Consider the following 16,319-nt stretch of genomic DNA (forward strand, 5'->3'; position numbering starts at 1 on the left):
TCAAGGCAATCGAAGCGCCCGCCCCAACTCATCGAACAACGTCACCACCGAGCGCAAGGCGCGGCAGTCCGGGCGGGTCAGCAACCAGAGTGCCGTGTCGTAACCGTGTAACGGCTCGCTCAACGGCTGCAGCCCGTCACCGATGAGGAAGTCCGGCAATGCCGCGACACCGAGCCCGGCCCGCACCAGTTCAGTCACCGACAACATGCTGTTGCAGCGATAACCCGGTGTAACGCCGGGCAACTGCTGACGGCGCCACACAACGGTGGGGTGATCGGGGAGGAAGTCGTCCGGGGCAATCCAGGTCAGCGACCCCAAGTCTTCGGAATCGACCGATTTCAGATACGCCTCACTGGCACAGACTCGATAGGACACCTGGGCCAATCGCCGCCCCACCAAGTGCTCGGGCGGCGTTCGAGTCAGGCGCAAGGCGATATCGGCATCCCGGCGGCTGAGGTTGACGAAGTCGTTGGAGGTACTCAACTCGATGGTCAGCGCCGGGTAGCCGGGCATGAACTTCGCCAACGCTGGCAGCAGCAAGCCTTGCAAGACCGAATCGGTGCAGGTCAGGCGCACCGTGCCGCTGATGACTTCACCGCCCTGCTCCACGCCAATGCGCGCTGCTTCCAGTGCCTGTTCGGCCCGCTCAGCCTGCTCGGCCAGGGTTTGCGCCAAGGTGGTGGGCAAGTAGCCGGCGCGGCTTTTTTCGAACAGTTGCTGGCCCAGCGCGGCTTCCAGTCGGCGCACGGCGCGAAATACGGTCGAGACGTCGACCTTCAACAGCGTAGACGCCCGGGCCAGAGAGCCGCCGCGCACCAGCGCGAGGATCAGGGACAGGTCGGGGTAATCCAGTCGATAGTGCATCGGTGCATTGATCAATTGGGATAACGCCAATATTGAGTGCGTGAACGCCAATCTATAGTGGGTGCCAGGAATCAACAAGCGTGGAGCGCACTCATGGAAACCCGCCCAATTTGCATTGCTCTGATCGGCGATTACGACCCGCACGTCACCGCTCACCAGGCCATTCCCGTCGCCCTCGGCATGGCCGCTGAACAGGCGAATACCGACGTGCAGTTCCAGTGGTTGGCCACCGACCGCATCAGCGCCGATGCGCCATTGGCTGATTTCGACGGTTTCTGGTGCGTGCCTGCCAGCCCTTACCGCGATAGGGACGGTGCGTTGCGGGCGATTCGTTTTGCCCGTGAACAGCAACGGCCGTTCCTGGGTACCTGCGGCGGTTTTCAACACGCCGTACTCGAATACGCCCGAAATGTTCTGGGCTGGGATGATGCTGAACATGGCGAGACATCACCCGAGGCAACGCGAGCGCTGCTCACGCCACTGACCTGTTCGCTGGTGGAAGCCGTCGACAGCATTCATCTGGTTGAAGGCTCGTTGATCGCCGAGGCGTACGAAAGCGCGGAGATTGTCGAAGGCTATCGCTGTCGCTACGGCGTTAATCCAGCGTTCGAACGTGAGTTGTTGAGCCAACAGTTGTGCGCTGTTGGCCACGATGCTTCAGGTGACTTACGAGCGGTGGAACTCAAAGGGCATCCGTTCTTCGTCGCAACGCTGTTCCAACCTGAACGCGCAGCACTCAAGGGCAAGCTGCCGCCGCTGGTCCGTGCGTTGATCGCAGCCTGCAAGGGGCAGAAGTCATGATCGCCAACACTGCGCCAGCGCCATACTACGCGGTGATTTTTACCTCCCTGCGCACCGACGGTGATCACGGTTACGAGCAGGCCGCCAAGCGCATGGTCGAACTGGCCCGTGAGCAACCCGGTTTCCTGGGGGTGGAATCGGCTCGGGGTGAAGACGGGCTCGGGATTACGGTGTCCTACTGGGCCAGCGAAGCGGCGATTCTGGCGTGGAAACATCATCCCGAGCACAGTGAGATTCGCGAGCGCGGGCGGTCGACCTGGTATTCGTCTTGCCATACGCGGGTGTGCAAGGTTGAGCGGGCTTATGTGTTCAACAAGTGAGTGGTTGAGGTGTTCTTACGGCCGCCATCGCGAGCAGGCTCACTCCCACATGGGTCTTGTGATCGACACATAACTAATGTGGGAGTGAGCCTGCTCGCGATAGGGCCCGCACATTCACCGCAAAACTCAGCTGCGCACCAAACTGCGAACCGCCGAAATCTCCGGCACTTCCCGCCGATTCATGTACACCCGCAACGGCTCGGTGATGTTGATCCGGTCATCGATGTTCTGATCCAGCAACAACTGAATCAACTCACGCTTGAGCGTCATGGCCTGCGCGGAACCTGGGGCCCAGACGAATTCGCTGGTGGGAATAATGCCGTCGTCAGCCACGTCCATGCCGAAGGCGTCTTCGCTGAATCGAACAATGTACTGGCCGGTCTTGCGATTGAGGCCGACGAAGCCTTTGAGTTGGTCGGCGGCCTGGCAGATGAGCTCGGAAGTGATGCGCATGATAAACCTCACAGAAGGTCGCAAAGGACCGGTGATCGATGGTTTACACGCAGGGCAAACGAATGGGCGTTCCCTCTGCCGGGGTAACTGCCGGGGCCAAGAGTACTGCAAAGAAGCGCACAAAAGCGTTGAAATAATCTGCTTTAAATACGTTTATGTCGGTCCGGCGATAGCGCAAGCGGCGCTCAGTTGTTAAAAGATACGTCTTTGAAAATCTGCGAAAGGACCTCGACCATGCCTGTTACCTTCACCAAGAGCGCCCTGTTGCTGAGTCTGATGCTGGGCCTCGGCCAGACACAGGCTGCCAGTGAGCCAAGCCCCACCGCATTGGCCACCCGCGCGGGCATCCCGCATCCGGCCGTGATCGCTCACCGTGGCGCGTCCTTCGATGCCCCGGAATCCACCGCCGCCGCCTACAAACTGGCCCGCGATCTGGGCGCCGACTACCTGGAACTGGACGTGCAACGCAGCAAGGATGGCGTGCTGTTCGCCCTGCACGACAACAACCTGCAACGCACCACCGACGTCGCCAGTAAATTCCCTGAGCGCAAGGACAGCCCGGCCAACGAGTTCACCATTGCCGAGCTGAAAACCCTCGATGCCGGCAGCTGGTTCAACGCGGCCTACCCGGATCGCGCGCGTCCTTCGTACGTCGGTCTGAAAATCCTGACCCTGGACGAAATCATCGACATTGCCCAAGGCAATCCGCTGCACAAGCCCGGTCTGTACATCGAAACCAAAGAGCCGAAGCAGTTTCCCGGGATCGAGCGCGATCTCAAGGAAAAACTCCAGGATCGCGGCTGGTTGAGCCCGGCGGGTTCGAAACTGGCGAAGAGCGATCTGGCGGTTGGCCAGGGCAAAGGTAAAGTCGTGCTGCAAACCTTCGAGAAGAGCAGCCTCGAACTGCTTGAGAAGGAAATGCCGAAAGTGCCGAAAATTCTCCTGCTGTGGGTCGGTGAAGGCAGTATCGAGCCAAAATCCAAGGTCACGTTTGCCGAGTCCGGCGACAAGGACAAAGCCACTTACTACGCCAAACAACAACCGAAAGACAAAGCCGAATTCCAGCAATGGGTCGAGTACGCCAAAGCCCAGGGCGCGATCGGCACCGGCCCATCTGCGGCGCTGACCAAGGGTGGCGATCAGAGTTACTCGGACCTGGTGCAACCGTGGATGAACCAGTACACCCACGATCAGGGCTTGTTGGTGCACGTCTACACCATCGACGATGACGTGGATTACCAGAAAGTCATGGACGCCGGCGTCGACGGCATCTTCACCAACCGCGCCAGCGAGCTGCTCAAGTTCTACAAACGCCCGGCGGCGGCCAGTGTTGCTCAGTTGCTGCAGAACAACGGTTACTGATGAACATGTGAATGATCTTCACCCAGTCGCGTTCGGGGAATTAAGGGTGGATTAAGTTGCGCCGGATAACCTGATCCCACTTAAACGGATCACCCAAGGAAAGAACTGCATGAAAACCCTGACTGCCCTGTTCACTGCCGCAGCCCTGACGCTCACCGCTGGCCTGGCCCAGGCTGATGTGCGCGTCGACCAGATCCCTGAGCTGGTCAAAAGCGGCAAGATCAAGCCATTGGAAGAAATGAACCAGGCGGCGCTGAAGTTGCATCCCGGTGCGATCATCACCGACACGGATCTGGACAACCATTTCAATGGCTACGAGTACGAAGTCGAACTGCGCACCGCCGATGGCAAAGAATTTGACGTGGATTTCGATGCCACCACCGGCAAAGTACTGAGCAACAAACAAGACACCTGATGCACAAACACCAAGCCGCACGATCTTCGGATCGCGCGGCTTTTTTGCACGTCAAAATCAGGCAATCAAGCCGCGCCAACACGGCGTCAGCCCGCTAGAATCCCAACACACTTTTCATGCAGGGATAGTTTGAAATGGGGCAAGCAGCGGCAGCAGACATCGCCACGATCGGTCGGATCAGTTCGGTGCCGGCGATTCTTCAAGTGATCCGTGAACTGACGGGCCTGCGCTTCGTCGCCGTGGCCCGGGTCACCGAAGACTCGTGGACGGCGTGTGCGGTGCTCGACCAACTGAATTTCGGCACGCAGGTCGGCGGTGAGCTGGATCTTGCCACGACCCTGTGCCATGAAATTCGCCAGGCACATCATTCGGTGGTCATCGACAAGGCCAGTGAAGACCCGCTTTACCGCGATCACCACACCCCTCGCCTCTATCAGTTCGAAAGCTACATCGCCGTGCCGATTTTCCGCACCGACGGACGCTTTTTCGGCACCATCTGCGCCCTTGACCCCAACCCTGCGCCGCTCAAATCCAGCACGATCCAGAGCACCATGGAATCCTTCGCTCGAATGCTGGCGTTGCAGATCGAAGCCGAAGAAAACCTGCAAAAGACCGAAGCCGCGCTGAAGCAGGAACGGGAAACCGCCGAACTGCGCGAACAGTTCATCGCCGTGCTCGGGCATGATCTACGCAACCCTTTGTTCGCCATCCGCGCCGGCGCCGAAATGCTCCTGCGCAAACTACCCGATGCGGCAAATCTGCAGCGGGCCCGGAACATCCTCACCAGCGCCCGTCGTGCGACCAAACTGGTCGATGACGTTCTGGATTTCGCTCGCGGCGCTTTGGGCCATGGCATTCCCGTGAACATCGAGCCGTGCCCGGATCTTGAAGATGCCTTGCGGCATGTGATTTCAGAGGTTCAGAACATCCATCCCGACCGCACCATTCAATTGTCCATCGGCGACCTGCACAGCGTTCATTGCGATCGCGAGCGGGTCGCGCAGTTACTCTCCAATCTGGTGGCGAACGCGGTTGCTCATGGCGATCCCGACGGCCCGATCGATATCAGCGCGCAAATCAATGAAGGACAGTTCGTGCTGAGCGTGAAAAATCAGGGGCTGATTGCCGAGGATGCGCTGCCCCATCTGTTCCGGCCCTACTCGCGACCGGCCAGCGGAACACCGCGGACCGGCCTCGGGTTGGGGTTGTACATTGCCAGTCAGATTGCGCAGTCCCATGGTGGAAAACTGGATGTGGTCTCGACCGCGCAACAGGGCACGACGTTTACCTTCAGTCTTCCAACACGGAGTTAAGCGCTCGTACTGACCAAGGACCCGGAAGTACCGCCCCCCTCATCCTGCAACGCCTGCAACAACGCCGCCGTCGCGGACAACCGTCACAAAACCGTCAAAAATCCTTGCGATGATGCGGCTCAAGTGAACCTGTGAAACCCGCAACAGGCGCCTCCTCACAGTGAGATCCCATGAACCACAGCATCGACCAAAGTCATCGCGACACGGACCTGTTCGGTCTGCTGTACGGTTTCAGTTTTCGCCCCGGCGAGCGCGGCCGCGAGCTCGATTCGGCCAAGGCCTTGCAGTGCCTGCAACAACCCGGCGACAACGACGAATTTCTCTGGCTGCACCTCAACCTGACCCACGCCGCATGCGAGCGCTGGATGAAAAGCCATCTGCAATTGCCCGACGAGTTTTTCGAAGCGCTGCATGAAGGTTCGCGTTCGACGCGTATCGAGCATGTGGATTCAGCGTTGCTGGCGGTGGTCAACGACGTGGTGTTCAATCTCAGCAGCATGGTTTCTTCAGATGTTTCGACGCTGTGGGTCTGCGCCCGCAGTCGGCTGATCGTCAGCGCACGCCTGCAACCGCTGCACTCGGTGGACAAGCTGCGCTCGTCGGTGAAGGCCGGTGAGTGCTTTCGCTCGCCGCTGGAATTGCTGGTGCATCTGCTGCGCGATCAGGGTGAAGTGCTGACCCAGATCGTGCGCAAGACCAGCCTCAGTGTCGATCAGATCGAAGATGAGTTGCTGTCTTCGCGGCTGTCGACCAACCGGGCTGAGCTGGGTGCCAACCGACGGGTGCTGGTGCGCCTGCAACGTTTGTTGGCGCTGGAACCGGGCTCGTTGCTGCGCCTGCTCAATCGCCCGCCACAGTGGTTGCAAAAGGAAGACGTCAAGGAGCTGCGCAAGTCCACCGAGGAGTTCGCGCTGATCATCAACGACCTCACGGCGCTGGGCGAACGGATCAAGTTGTTGCAGGAAGAAATCGCCGCCAACCTCAACGAGCAGAGCAACCGCACGCTGTTCACCCTGACCGTGGTCACGGTGCTGGCATTGCCGATCAACATCATCGCCGGGTTCTTCGGCATGAACGTCGGTGGCGTGCCGCTTTCCGGCGACCCGGAAGGGTTTTGGATTCTGGTGGCGTTGGTCGCGACGTTTACCGTGATCGCCGGGCGTTGGGCGTTTCGTAAGCGCCAGGATTATTGACTGCGACTTACATCCCTTCGCGAGCAAGCCCGCTCCCACACTAGATCGCTGCCGGGCACAAAATCTGCGTACACCTGTGGGAGCGGGCTTGCTCGCGAAGACGGCAGCACAGTCACCACCCAAGTCCGAAACTGATCAGATCAACGGATACACAAATAGCCCCAAACACTGACCCAGCGCAGCCTCTTTGTAACACTCAGCAACGATCATGGGCGACATTCCTTCTCTTCTCAGGATTGTCCGTCATGGCGACTCCTTCCTTCACCGCCGCCCAGGCGCCCGCCAGTAGCGCCAAACCGCAACTCGATAAAAAGCCCGGCTTGCTGACCATCGTGATTTTCTTCACGGTGCTGGGCAGCGGGCTGTTGTTCACCGCCTACAGCCTGATGCACGACATGAACGAACTCGGCACCGTGGTGACCACCTGGACGCCGTTTCTGCTGTTGGGCGTGGCGCTGCTGATTGCCCTCGGCTTTGAATTCGTCAACGGTTTCCACGACACCGCCAACGCCGTGGCCACGGTGATTTACACCAACTCCTTGCCGCCTAATTTCGCGGTGGCCTGGTCCGGGTTCTTCAACTTCCTCGGGGTGCTGCTGTCCAGCGGCGCGGTGGCGTTCGGCATCATCGCCCTGCTGCCGGTGGAGCTGATTCTGCAAGTCGGTTCCTCCGCCGGTTTCGCGATGATCTTCGCCCTGTTGATCGCCGCGATCCTGTGGAACCTCGGCACCTGGTGGCTGGGCTTGCCGGCGTCTTCGTCGCACACCCTGATCGGCTCGATCATCGGCGTCGGCGTGGCCAATGCCCTGATGCACGGCCGCGACGGCACCAGCGGTGTGGACTGGGCGCAGGCAACCAAAGTCGGTTATGCGCTGTTGCTGTCGCCGCTGATCGGCTTCGCGTTTGCCGCGCTGTTGCTGTTGGCCTTGCGGGCGTTCGTCAAGAATCGTGCGCTGTATAAAGCACCGAAGGGCGACACTCCGCCACCGTGGTGGATTCGCGGCATGTTGATCCTGACGTGCACCGGCGTGTCCTTCGCCCACGGTTCCAACGATGGCCAGAAAGGCATGGGCCTGATCATGCTGATTCTGGTCGGCACGCTGCCGATGGCTTACGCGCTGAACCGCACCATGCCGGCGGACCAGGCGCTGCAGTTTGCCGTCGTGGCCGAAGTCACCCAGCAAGCGCTGGTCAAAAGTGCGCCGCTGCCAGCGCCTGCCGATCCTCGCGCGGTGCTGTCCGACTACATGCGCAGCAAGGAAGCCTCACCACAACTGATCCCCGCCCTCGCCGCGTTGACCGGCACTATCGGGAACGAAGTGAAAGGCTACGGCTCGCTCGCAAAGGTCCCGGCCGAGGCCATGGGCAACGTGCGTAACGACATGTACCTGACCAGCGAAACCATTCGCCTGATGGACAAGAACAAGGTCGGCAACTTCGACGCCGACACCAACGGCAAGCTGCAACTGTTCAAGCAGCAGATCGACAACGCCACGCGGTTCATTCCGCTGTGGGTGAAAATCGCGGTGGCCATCGCTCTGGGGCTGGGCACCATGGTCGGCTGGAAACGTATCGTGGTGACGGTTGGCGAGAAGATCGGCAAGACCCACCTGACGTATGCGCAAGGCGCCTCGGCGGAAACCGTCGCGATGCTGACCATCGGCGCGGCGGACATGTTCGGCCTGCCAGTGTCGACCACTCACGTGCTGTCTTCGGGGGTGGCCGGGACCATGGTCGCCAACGGCGGCGGCTTGCAGATGAAGACCATCCGCAACCTGCTGATGGCCTGGGTGCTGACCTTGCCGGCGGCGATTCTGTTGTCGGGCAGTTTGTATTGGCTGTTCACCCAATTGTTCTGATCTGATCAATGTTTTAGCTGTCCCGGCTCGTTCCTGAGCCGGGATTTTTTTTGTCCGGAAAACGTATTTCGTCGCAAATTCAGGGGTTTGCGTTTTTATTGATCCACCACCCGCCGGATTGCACTTCAGTTTGCTAACGTGTGGCCGACTCTTAAGAGACTCGATGTATTCAGGAGTGGAAACGTGAATCTGTATATCAATCAGCTTCAGCAGAAAGCTGACTTCAAAGAAGCCATCTACGCCGGCGACATCTTCCTGAACACTCAGCTGCGCGCCGCCAAAGAGCTGTGTGCGTTCGCCCAGGAAAGCATCACCGCCGCCTTCGACGGCGAGACCAACCACCAGGCCCTGCACACGCTGATGCCGGTGGAAGAGTTCGTGGTACTGGTGACGCGCCTCAAGGGCCAGTTCACCAATAGCCAGCGCGCCAAGGACCTGATCCTGTCGTTTATCGACGAGATCGGTGTCGACCCGCGCGAATACATTTTCGACGTGCCGCGTATTCGCGTGGTTCCAAACTATGACTACCTGCACGCCGGTGTCAGCTATGCCTACAAACCGCATCGCGACACGTGGTACGGCAGTGTCGATTGCCAGATCAACACCTGGATGCCGGTGCACACCATCAGCCCCGACCAGACCATGATGATCAACGCCGGCTACTTCGACGTGCCAGTGAAGAACACCTCCAGCGAATGGAGCCTCAACGACTGGATCAACAACCAGCGGCACAAGGCCAAGGACAACCTCAAAGAGGAAGTCCGCGTGCACCCGGTGCCACTGGAAGCGATCAACACCGCGTCTGAAGTGCGCATCGCCGGCAACACCGGCGAGATGCTGATTTTCTCCGGCTCGCACCTGCACGGCACGGTCGCCAACCACACAGATCAAACCCGCTTCAGCGTGGATTTCCGCCTGATGCACCTCGACGACCTCAAGCACAAGCGTGGCGCGATCAACGTCGACAGCGCCTGCCCTGACGTCGGCGCCGGTTTCAAAGACTATTTCCACGCCCACGACTTTTCGAATTTCCAAGGAATCCAGCAATGACCAAGCGTCGCATCACGCCTGCCGAGGCCCAGTACAACGAAACCCGTGCCAACGTTCTGAAACGTGTCGATGCCGAGTACGTGGCCGACGCGCCGTTCGTCTTCGCCAACCGCATCGGCGTGACCGCTGCGCTGTCGCGCATGGAGCTGTTCAAGAAAGTCGCCGAAATACCGGGCGCGATCATCGAGTGCGGCGTGTACAAGGGCAATTCGCTGATGCTCTACATGCACCTGTCGATGATTCTCGAGCCGTACGCAATCAACCGTTCGATCATTGGCTTCGACACCTTCGAAGGTTTCCAGAGCATCGACAAAAAAGAAGACCCGGCCGACGTCAACGAGACCATGTTCTCCGACACCGATCAGTCGCTGATTCAGGACATGATCGACGCCAACGACCTGCTGCGCCCGGTCAACCGCATCCCGCGATGCGAGCTGGTCAAAGGCGACATCGTCAAGACCGTGCCTGAGTGGGTCCAGACCCGTCCGGACCTGGTCGTGGCCATGCTGATCCTCGACACCGACCTGTACGAGTCGACCAAAGTCGCCCTGGAAACCTTCCTGCCATACATGCCAAAAGGCGCGATCGTGGTGCTCGACGAAGTCGCTTACCGCAACTTCCCGGGCGAAACCAAGGCCCTGCGCGAAGTACTCGACCTGAACAAGATCGAGCTCAAGCGTTTGCCGTTTGACAGCTGCGTAGGCTACTTCCACGTTTAACCATCAACATGGAAACTGACACAAAACCCTGTGGGAGATTCTATGGTTGAGCCACAGCCCGCTCCCACAGGTTATGTATTATTTTTCAAGTGGTGGACTGGATCACTTGCCCGAGCCAATCCATGAACGTTCTCACCCGCAACGGCAAATGCCGTTGCGGGGCGTAGAGCAGCGATACCTCCATGGATGGCGCATTGGGGCGCCGGGCAGTCAGTGGATCAACGGGCAACGCGTGGAAGCATCGGGTGGGATGTTTTTGTAAACGCCATCAAGATCTTTTGCTTTCAAGCTTCGTAAGACTGACGCATGACAAACCGCTCGCGCACCACGTCATACACCCAGTGGTAGACGTAGGTGTACGGCAGGAAAAACAGCAGCACGCCGATATCCAGCAGGAACGCTTGCCATAGGCTGACCTTCAGCCACCAGGCAATCAACGGCACGCCAAGGGCGACCAGTCCGCCTTCGAACAACAGCGCGTGCACTACGCGAACCCAGGCGTTGTGCGCAATGGCGAAACGCTTGAGCACCCGGTCGAACAGGCCATTGAACACCACGTTCCAGGCCAGCGCCAAAGCCGCGATAACCATGGTGACGGCGCCCATTTCCAATATGGGTTTGTCCATGATCCATGCCAGCAACGGGGTACAGATCAGGATGGCCAACAATTCGAAACCAATGGCCTGGAAAATACGTTCAGTGATGGATTTGTTGGCGCTCATGGCCAGACTCCTCTGAGTGACTGTGATTGCCATGATCCTTCTTCACACCGATACTTCATAACCAATAACCATCGATCAAGGCGATAGTTCATGGCCTCTCAAGAAGTGTTGCAGGCCTTCGTTCAGGCCGCGACTCAAGGCTCGTTTTCCGCCGCGGCGCGCAAACTGGGCCGCAGTCAGTCGACCATCAGCGCCGCCGTGGCCAGCCTTGAAATCGACTTGAACCTGACGCTGTTCGACCGCAGCAGCCGCAAACCGAGCCTGACCCCGGCCGGGCACGTGATGCTGCAACGGGCCGAGGACATTCTGGCCGCCACCAGCCGACTGGAGATGACCGCCAGCCAACTGTCCCAAGGCGTCGAGCCGAAGCTGACCGTGGCGATTTCCGACACGTATCAGTCCGACCGATTCGAAGCGGCGCTCAGCGCCTTCGAGCAGCGTTATCCAGACCTGGAACTTGAATGCCTGATCGCCGAGTGCGACGACCTGATGGCCTTGGTGCAACGGGGTCGGGCACAGGTGGCCTTCGCTGAAAAACAAGACAGTTACCCGCCGGACCTGGTCAGTTCGACCATGGAAGAACGGACCGAGATTGCCCTGTTCGTGTCCCGCGAGCATCCGCTGGCGGCGCTGAGCCACATTGATCAGGACATGTTGCAACAACACCGGGAGCTGCGTCTGGCGACGATCGTCAATCCGTATGAAAGCCGTGCGAAGGGGCGCGTCTGGTCGGCGCCGAGTTATCTGATGCTGCTGGAAATGGCTCAGGGCGGATTCGGTTGGGCGCCGTTGCCCCGGTGGCTGGTGGAGCGATTTGGGCCAGGGACGTTGCAGGAACTGGACGTGCGCGGCTGGCCGAAACCGGTGTTCGTCGATGCACTGTGGTCGCGGCTGCATCCGCCAGGGCCGGCGGGGAGTTGGTTACTCGGCAAGATGCTGGAATAGTGGTGCAGCCATTCGCGAGCAAGCCCGCTCCCACAGGATTTGCGCTAAACCTGTGGGAGCGGGCTTGCTCGCGAAGAGGCCCGCAAGATCACATCACTTCAGCTCCCGCAACCGGGCCTCAATAAACCGTCGTTCCGGCACTTGCTGCGTCAACTCCAACGCCCGCTCATAAGCCGCCCGCGCCTCATCAACCCTTCCCAACTGCCGACAAAACTCCGCCCGCGCCGCGTGTGCCAAGTGGTAATCCAGCAAATCACCCCGCGCCAGAATCCCTTCGATCAACGTCAGCCCCGCCAACGGCCCATCCCGTTTGGAGATCGCCGCCGCACGGTTCAATTCGATCACTGGCGAAGGCGCCGCCCGCAACAGCACGTCATACAGACCCACAATTTCCAGCCAGTCCGTTTCCGCCGCCGTGGGCGCTTCGGCATGCGACGCCGCAATCGCCGCTTGCAGGCAGTAAGGCCCGAAGCGCCGGGTTGTCAGTGCACGCTCCACCAGTGCGCAACCTTCAGCAATCATCCCGGCGTCCCACAACGAACGGTCCTGCTCATCCAGCACAATCAACTCCCCGCTCGCCGATGTCCGGGCCAGGCGTCGGGACTCGTGCAGCAGCATCAGCGCCAGCAGCCCCATCACTTCGGGTTCGGGCAGCAGTTCCATCAACAAACGAGCGAGCCGAATCGCCTCGCGGGTCAAATCCTCACGGGTCAGTTCCGCGCCCATGGACGCGGAATAGCCTTCGTTGAACACCAGGTAAATCACCCGCAGCACACTGTCCAGGCGCTCGGGCAATTCCGCCAGGGTCGGCACTTGATACGGAATTTTTGCGTCACGGATTTTCGCCTTGGCGCGCACGATGCGCTGGGCGATGGTCGCTGGCGCCGACAGAAAAGCCCGGGCGATTTCTTCCGTGGTCAGGTCGCAGACTTCGCGCAGCGTCAACGGCACCTGGGCGTCCGCCGCGAGTGCCGGGTGACAACAGGTGAAGATCAGGCGCAAGCGATCGTCTTCCACGTCTTCGTCACTCCAGTCGGCCTGCTCCAGCGCCTCCAGTTGAGCGATCAGCATCGGTTGCGACGCGATGAAGCGTGCGCGCCGACGCAACACATCAATGGCCTTGAAACGCCCGGTGGACACGAGCCAGGTACGCGGATTGTCCGGCACACCGTCACGCTGCCAGCGCTCGACCGCGACGAAAAACGCCTCGTGCAAGGCTTCTTCGGCAAGATCGAAATCGCCGAGCAAACGGATCAGGGTCGCCAGAATCCGCCGTGAGTCTTCGCGGTAAACCTGCTCGACCCGCGCTCGTACCGACTCAGCCGACATCAGGCGCCGGGGTTCAACTGACGAACGGGACGCACCTCGACACAGCCAACCCGGGCCGCCGGGATGTTGCCGGCGACCTGGATGGCTTCATTGAGGTCCTTGGCATCGATCAGGTAGAAGCCGGCCAATTGCTCCTTGGTTTCGGCGAACGGGCCGTCGGTGATCGACATTTTCCCGTTGCGCATCCGCACCGTGGTCGCGGTCTGCACCGATTCCAGCGCCTCAGCGGCGACCATTCGGCCGCTGCCCTGGATCGCCTCGGCGTAAGCCATGCATTCAGCGTCATTCGGGCTTTCGGGCAGCGAGTGCAACTCGTGCTCGTTGCTGTAGACCAGGCATAAATACTTCATGGGGCTCTCCTGAATCGAACGGATCAACTATGGCTGCAGATTGACGCTTTCGCGACATTCCCGACGAATCAGCACGGCGCTCAGGGTTCCAGGTTGAACAGCACCGTGCCGCTCATCATGTCGAACGGGGCCGACCAGTGTTCGTGGACGATGCGCCATTGCCCATCGTCGCGCCGATAGCAGGCGGTCACGCGCATCCAGCAGGCCTGGGTTTCGCCCTTCTCGTTGGTGCCGCCGCAATGGGCCAGCCAATGGGCGAAGGCGATGTGCTCGTCCGCCACGATGTTCATATGGTCGAAGTCGAACTTGTGCGCGCCCTGGCACATTTCCATGCATTCCTGCCAATGCGCGCGGTAGGCGGCCTTGCCCCGAAACTGCAGGGCCTTGACCGCGTCGTAGGAGACGATGTCCTCGGCATACAGGGGCATGAGTTTCTCGACATCCTTGGCGATGACCGCCTGACGATAGGTGTCGATCAGGGTCTGGATTTCGTGGGTAGCGTTCATGGTGGTTCTCCGTGGTTTTTGTTGTGAAGACACCCTTAGTCGTCTGGCGAAAAGCCAAATCGACAGTCCAAATAAAAATAATCCATGGACACAAACTCGTTAGAATCCGAAACACATTTATGTTGGAAAAAGGACACTCCAGTGACAGCCCGACTCGTGCCTTACGACAGCCTGAACGCGCTCCAGCGCCAGCAGGTCGAGGCCATTGAAGTTCACAAAGAACAAATCAGGTTCTCCGGCGACATTTACGGTGCGTTGCACACCCTGCTGTCCAAACCCGGCCCCGGCGTCAAAGGATTCGCGCTACTGGCCGAGGATGTTCCCGTGGCCTTTCTGCTGCTCAAGCGCCCGCCCGTATTGCCGGCGTGGGCCAATGAACACAGCGCCACCCTTCACGCACTGCAAGTCGATCATCGGGCTCAGGGCAAAGGCTATGGCAAGGCCTGTCTGCAAGCCCTGCCCGACGTGGCGCGTCAGGCGTTTCCGGAAATAAAAGGGCTGGAGTTGTCGGTGGATGCGGATAACGCATCGGCCATCGCGCTTTATGCAAAATTCGGCTGGGTCGACAGCGGCGAAGCCTACAGGGGCCGGATCGGTTACGAACGGCGCATGGGCCTGTTTTTCTGAGGTGGTTATGCTCAACAGCATTGAAGAACGGGATGCTCTTGAACGAACACGAAAAAGGGTTGCCTTGCGGCAACCCTTTTGAGATTTGACTAGCGGTTAAAGGAGAAGACAGTAGTCGAGCAACTGCTTCTCGATACTTTGACGTTGGCCAATAACCAAAGCGACCACTACAAGGTTTTCGCTCGGGAACACCTCATACAAAACCCGCTGTCCCATGGGTAAGTACTCACGAAAATGAGTGACCCCAAGCGATGCTGCTTCCTGACAAACACCGTAAATATGGGCCTGATTGCTCAGAGCCGTAACGATCTGCATCACCAGTTGATCAACCTGCTCTGCGGCTTTTTTTTGACCGCATTGCTGCGTGAGACAGTGCTCCAGCGAAATAACGCCATGCTCCGCAGCGGTCGCAAACTCTACTCTAAAGGCCTCAGGCATCGTTATCGTCTTGCTGCGATTGGCGCCGCTGCGCCAGTCTGGCCAGCAAAGTGTCGCCAGAAATCAGCTTACCCTGCTCTTTGTCGCGAGAAGAAAACGAAAGAAGTTTGATCAGCGCGATGGCCTCATCTCGCCGCTTACGCTCCTCGTAGGATTCGATCACATAAGCCGGAACGCCATTCTGAGTGACGAGCATCGGCTCGGAAAGATCCAGCGCTGCCGCATTCTTTTTAACAAAACTGATTGTTTCAACTCGCATCATTCATTTCCTCTGCTCACCATCCGAACAGGATGGTCGCCGCAACAAGGTCTGAATTTAGGCCATTAAAAAACTTATCTCAAGAACTCATTTGCTCTTGTCCCAACTCCAACACCATCTCATGCCACGCCATCCCGCCATGGTCAGACGCTGAAGGCTTGATGTAGGCAAAGCCAAACCCGGCATACAGCGGAATGTGCCGCTCCTTGCACATCAGATGGATGTGGGTCTTGCCCAGCGTGCGCATCCGCTGGATGAATTCGCCCATCAACCGCTTCGCCAGCCCCCGCCCCTGATAATCCGGGTGCACCACCACCGACATGATGACTACGTGCGGGCCAGCCGGGTCGTGGCCGATCAGTTCCTTGAACGCCTCGTCCGACATCTCGACTTGAAACGCCGCACCGGAATTGATGAAACCGGCTACAACGCCGTCGACTTCGGCCACGATAAAACCTTCGGGCCAGGTGGCAATGCGCGTGGCGATTTTTTCGCGGGTGGCGGCTTCGTCGCCTTCGTAGGCAATGGTTTCGATGGCGTAGCAGCGGTCCAGATCAGCAGGTGTGACGTGGCGGATGACGGTGTTCATGGCAGCTCGAAATCAGCGAGAGGAAGGCTGGGGATCATAAATTAATAAGGTGTTCATATCGATCACCGCAGGCGCCGTAAAGCCTGCGTATAGGCGCTGTCATTGCTTGTCAGTGCGGATTATTGATGTGTCCTGTCTCTGGCCATCAATAAGGGGAACACACCATGAGCAGCGTTCAGATCGGACTTCTTATGCTGTTGGGCAT

General features: G+C 59.2%; 20 protein-coding genes and 1 pseudogene. 11 read left to right on the top strand and 10 right to left on the bottom strand.

Annotated elements, in window-relative coordinates; translation table 11 throughout:
- Window positions 1–942, bottom strand: a complete 942-nt coding sequence (locus tag KGB03_RS19190; RefSeq protein WP_223528261.1) for a LysR family transcriptional regulator — start codon at window positions 940–942, stop codon at window positions 1–3.
- Window positions 943–957: 15 nt separating this feature from the next.
- Here KGB03_RS19190 and KGB03_RS19195 point away from each other — a divergent pair, with 15 nt between their 5' ends.
- Together KGB03_RS19195 and KGB03_RS19200 are read left to right on the top strand one after the other, a co-directional pair.
- On the top strand, window positions 958–1,665 hold the full coding sequence (locus KGB03_RS19195) for a CTP synthase (RefSeq protein ID WP_223528264.1): 708 nt from the start codon (window positions 958–960) through the stop codon (window positions 1,663–1,665).
- Window positions 1,662–1,985, top strand: coding sequence for an antibiotic biosynthesis monooxygenase family protein (locus tag KGB03_RS19200; protein WP_223528267.1), 324 nt, complete (start codon window positions 1,662–1,664; stop codon window positions 1,983–1,985). Before KGB03_RS19195 ends, KGB03_RS19200 begins: the two co-directional genes overlap by 4 nt.
- Window positions 1,986–2,111: 126 nt before the next feature.
- Here KGB03_RS19200 and KGB03_RS19205 read toward each other — a convergent pair whose 3' ends face one another.
- The gene (locus KGB03_RS19205; protein WP_223528270.1) at window positions 2,112–2,438 is read right to left on the bottom strand and encodes a DUF2025 family protein; all 327 of its coding nucleotides are present in this window, start codon (window positions 2,436–2,438) and stop codon (window positions 2,112–2,114) included.
- 234 nt (window positions 2,439–2,672) lie between these two features.
- Here KGB03_RS19205 and KGB03_RS19210 point away from each other — a divergent pair, with 234 nt between their 5' ends.
- From KGB03_RS19210 to KGB03_RS19240, 7 genes are all read left to right on the top strand, one after another.
- A complete protein-coding gene (locus KGB03_RS19210; protein WP_223528272.1) occupies window positions 2,673–3,800 on the top strand; it encodes a glycerophosphodiester phosphodiesterase in 1,128 nt (375 codons plus the stop codon).
- A 109-nt stretch (window positions 3,801–3,909) separates the two neighbouring features.
- Window positions 3,910–4,215, top strand: coding sequence for a PepSY domain-containing protein (locus KGB03_RS19215; RefSeq protein WP_223528274.1), 306 nt, complete (start codon window positions 3,910–3,912; stop codon window positions 4,213–4,215).
- A gap of 134 nt (window positions 4,216–4,349) precedes the next feature.
- Window positions 4,350–5,528, top strand: coding sequence for a GAF domain-containing sensor histidine kinase (locus KGB03_RS19220; RefSeq protein ID WP_223528276.1), 1,179 nt, complete (start codon window positions 4,350–4,352; stop codon window positions 5,526–5,528).
- A 170-nt stretch (window positions 5,529–5,698) separates the two neighbouring features.
- The gene (locus KGB03_RS19225; RefSeq protein WP_223528278.1) at window positions 5,699–6,721 is read left to right on the top strand and encodes a transporter; all 1,023 of its coding nucleotides are present in this window, start codon (window positions 5,699–5,701) and stop codon (window positions 6,719–6,721) included.
- Between the two features lie 245 nt (window positions 6,722–6,966).
- Entirely contained in the window at window positions 6,967–8,580 is a 1,614-nt protein-coding gene (locus KGB03_RS19230) for an inorganic phosphate transporter (protein WP_223528280.1), read from the top strand.
- A gap of 183 nt (window positions 8,581–8,763) precedes the next feature.
- Entirely contained in the window at window positions 8,764–9,630 is an 867-nt protein-coding gene (locus tag KGB03_RS19235; protein ID WP_218538786.1) for a hypothetical protein, read from the top strand.
- Window positions 9,627–10,349, top strand: a complete 723-nt coding sequence (locus KGB03_RS19240) for a TylF/MycF/NovP-related O-methyltransferase (RefSeq protein WP_007898747.1) — start codon at window positions 9,627–9,629, stop codon at window positions 10,347–10,349. The genes KGB03_RS19235 and KGB03_RS19240 overlap by 4 nt, the downstream gene beginning before the upstream one ends.
- An 85-nt stretch (window positions 10,350–10,434) precedes the next feature.
- Here KGB03_RS19240 and KGB03_RS19245 read toward each other — a convergent pair.
- Both KGB03_RS19245 and KGB03_RS19250 read right to left on the bottom strand, forming a co-directional pair.
- Window positions 10,435–10,545: pseudogene (locus KGB03_RS19245) on the bottom strand (LysR family transcriptional regulator); the annotation flags it as partial.
- Between the two features lie 88 nt (window positions 10,546–10,633).
- The gene (locus KGB03_RS19250; RefSeq protein WP_223528282.1) at window positions 10,634–11,071 is read right to left on the bottom strand and encodes a multidrug/biocide efflux PACE transporter; all 438 of its coding nucleotides are present in this window, start codon (window positions 11,069–11,071) and stop codon (window positions 10,634–10,636) included.
- A gap of 90 nt (window positions 11,072–11,161) precedes the next feature.
- On the opposite strand from KGB03_RS19250, the gene KGB03_RS19255 reads away from it, so the two are divergent.
- On the top strand, window positions 11,162–12,016 hold the full coding sequence (locus KGB03_RS19255) for a LysR family transcriptional regulator (protein ID WP_223528284.1): 855 nt from the start codon (window positions 11,162–11,164) through the stop codon (window positions 12,014–12,016).
- A 93-nt stretch (window positions 12,017–12,109) separates the two neighbouring features.
- Here the strand turns inward: KGB03_RS19255 and KGB03_RS19260 are convergent, their stop codons facing one another.
- From KGB03_RS19260 to KGB03_RS19270, 3 genes are all read right to left on the bottom strand, one after another.
- Complete coding sequence (locus KGB03_RS19260) at window positions 12,110–13,345, bottom strand: RNA polymerase sigma factor (RefSeq protein ID WP_223528286.1); 1,236 nt, start codon at window positions 13,343–13,345, stop codon at window positions 12,110–12,112.
- Window positions 13,345–13,695 carry a YciI family protein gene (locus KGB03_RS19265; protein ID WP_008151161.1) on the bottom strand — a complete coding sequence of 117 codons (351 nt, stop codon included), beginning with the start codon at window positions 13,693–13,695 and terminating at the stop codon, window positions 13,345–13,347. The genes KGB03_RS19260 and KGB03_RS19265 overlap by 1 nt, the downstream gene beginning before the upstream one ends.
- A gap of 80 nt (window positions 13,696–13,775) precedes the next feature.
- Window positions 13,776–14,201, bottom strand: coding sequence for a YybH family protein (locus KGB03_RS19270; protein WP_008151160.1), 426 nt, complete (start codon window positions 14,199–14,201; stop codon window positions 13,776–13,778).
- A gap of 141 nt (window positions 14,202–14,342) precedes the next feature.
- Here KGB03_RS19270 and KGB03_RS19275 point away from each other — a divergent pair, with 141 nt between their 5' ends.
- Entirely contained in the window at window positions 14,343–14,828 is a 486-nt protein-coding gene (locus tag KGB03_RS19275) for a GNAT family N-acetyltransferase (RefSeq protein WP_223528289.1), read from the top strand.
- A gap of 96 nt (window positions 14,829–14,924) precedes the next feature.
- Here the strand turns inward: KGB03_RS19275 and KGB03_RS19280 are convergent, their stop codons facing one another.
- From KGB03_RS19280 to KGB03_RS19290, 3 genes are all read right to left on the bottom strand, one after another.
- Window positions 14,925–15,266 carry a type II toxin-antitoxin system RelE/ParE family toxin gene (locus tag KGB03_RS19280; RefSeq protein WP_223528293.1) on the bottom strand — a complete coding sequence of 114 codons (342 nt, stop codon included), beginning with the start codon at window positions 15,264–15,266 and terminating at the stop codon, window positions 14,925–14,927.
- Complete coding sequence (locus KGB03_RS19285; protein WP_111451497.1) at window positions 15,259–15,525, bottom strand: type II toxin-antitoxin system Phd/YefM family antitoxin; 267 nt, start codon at window positions 15,523–15,525, stop codon at window positions 15,259–15,261. The genes KGB03_RS19280 and KGB03_RS19285 overlap by 8 nt, the downstream gene beginning before the upstream one ends.
- A gap of 79 nt (window positions 15,526–15,604) precedes the next feature.
- Window positions 15,605–16,114, bottom strand: a complete 510-nt coding sequence (locus KGB03_RS19290) for a GNAT family N-acetyltransferase (RefSeq protein WP_223528296.1) — start codon at window positions 16,112–16,114, stop codon at window positions 15,605–15,607.
- Window positions 16,115–16,319: the final 205 nt, after the last annotated feature.

This window comes from Pseudomonas sp. BF-B-26 (assembly GCF_019956495.1).
Taxonomy (GTDB): Bacteria; Pseudomonadota; Gammaproteobacteria; order Pseudomonadales; family Pseudomonadaceae; genus Aquipseudomonas.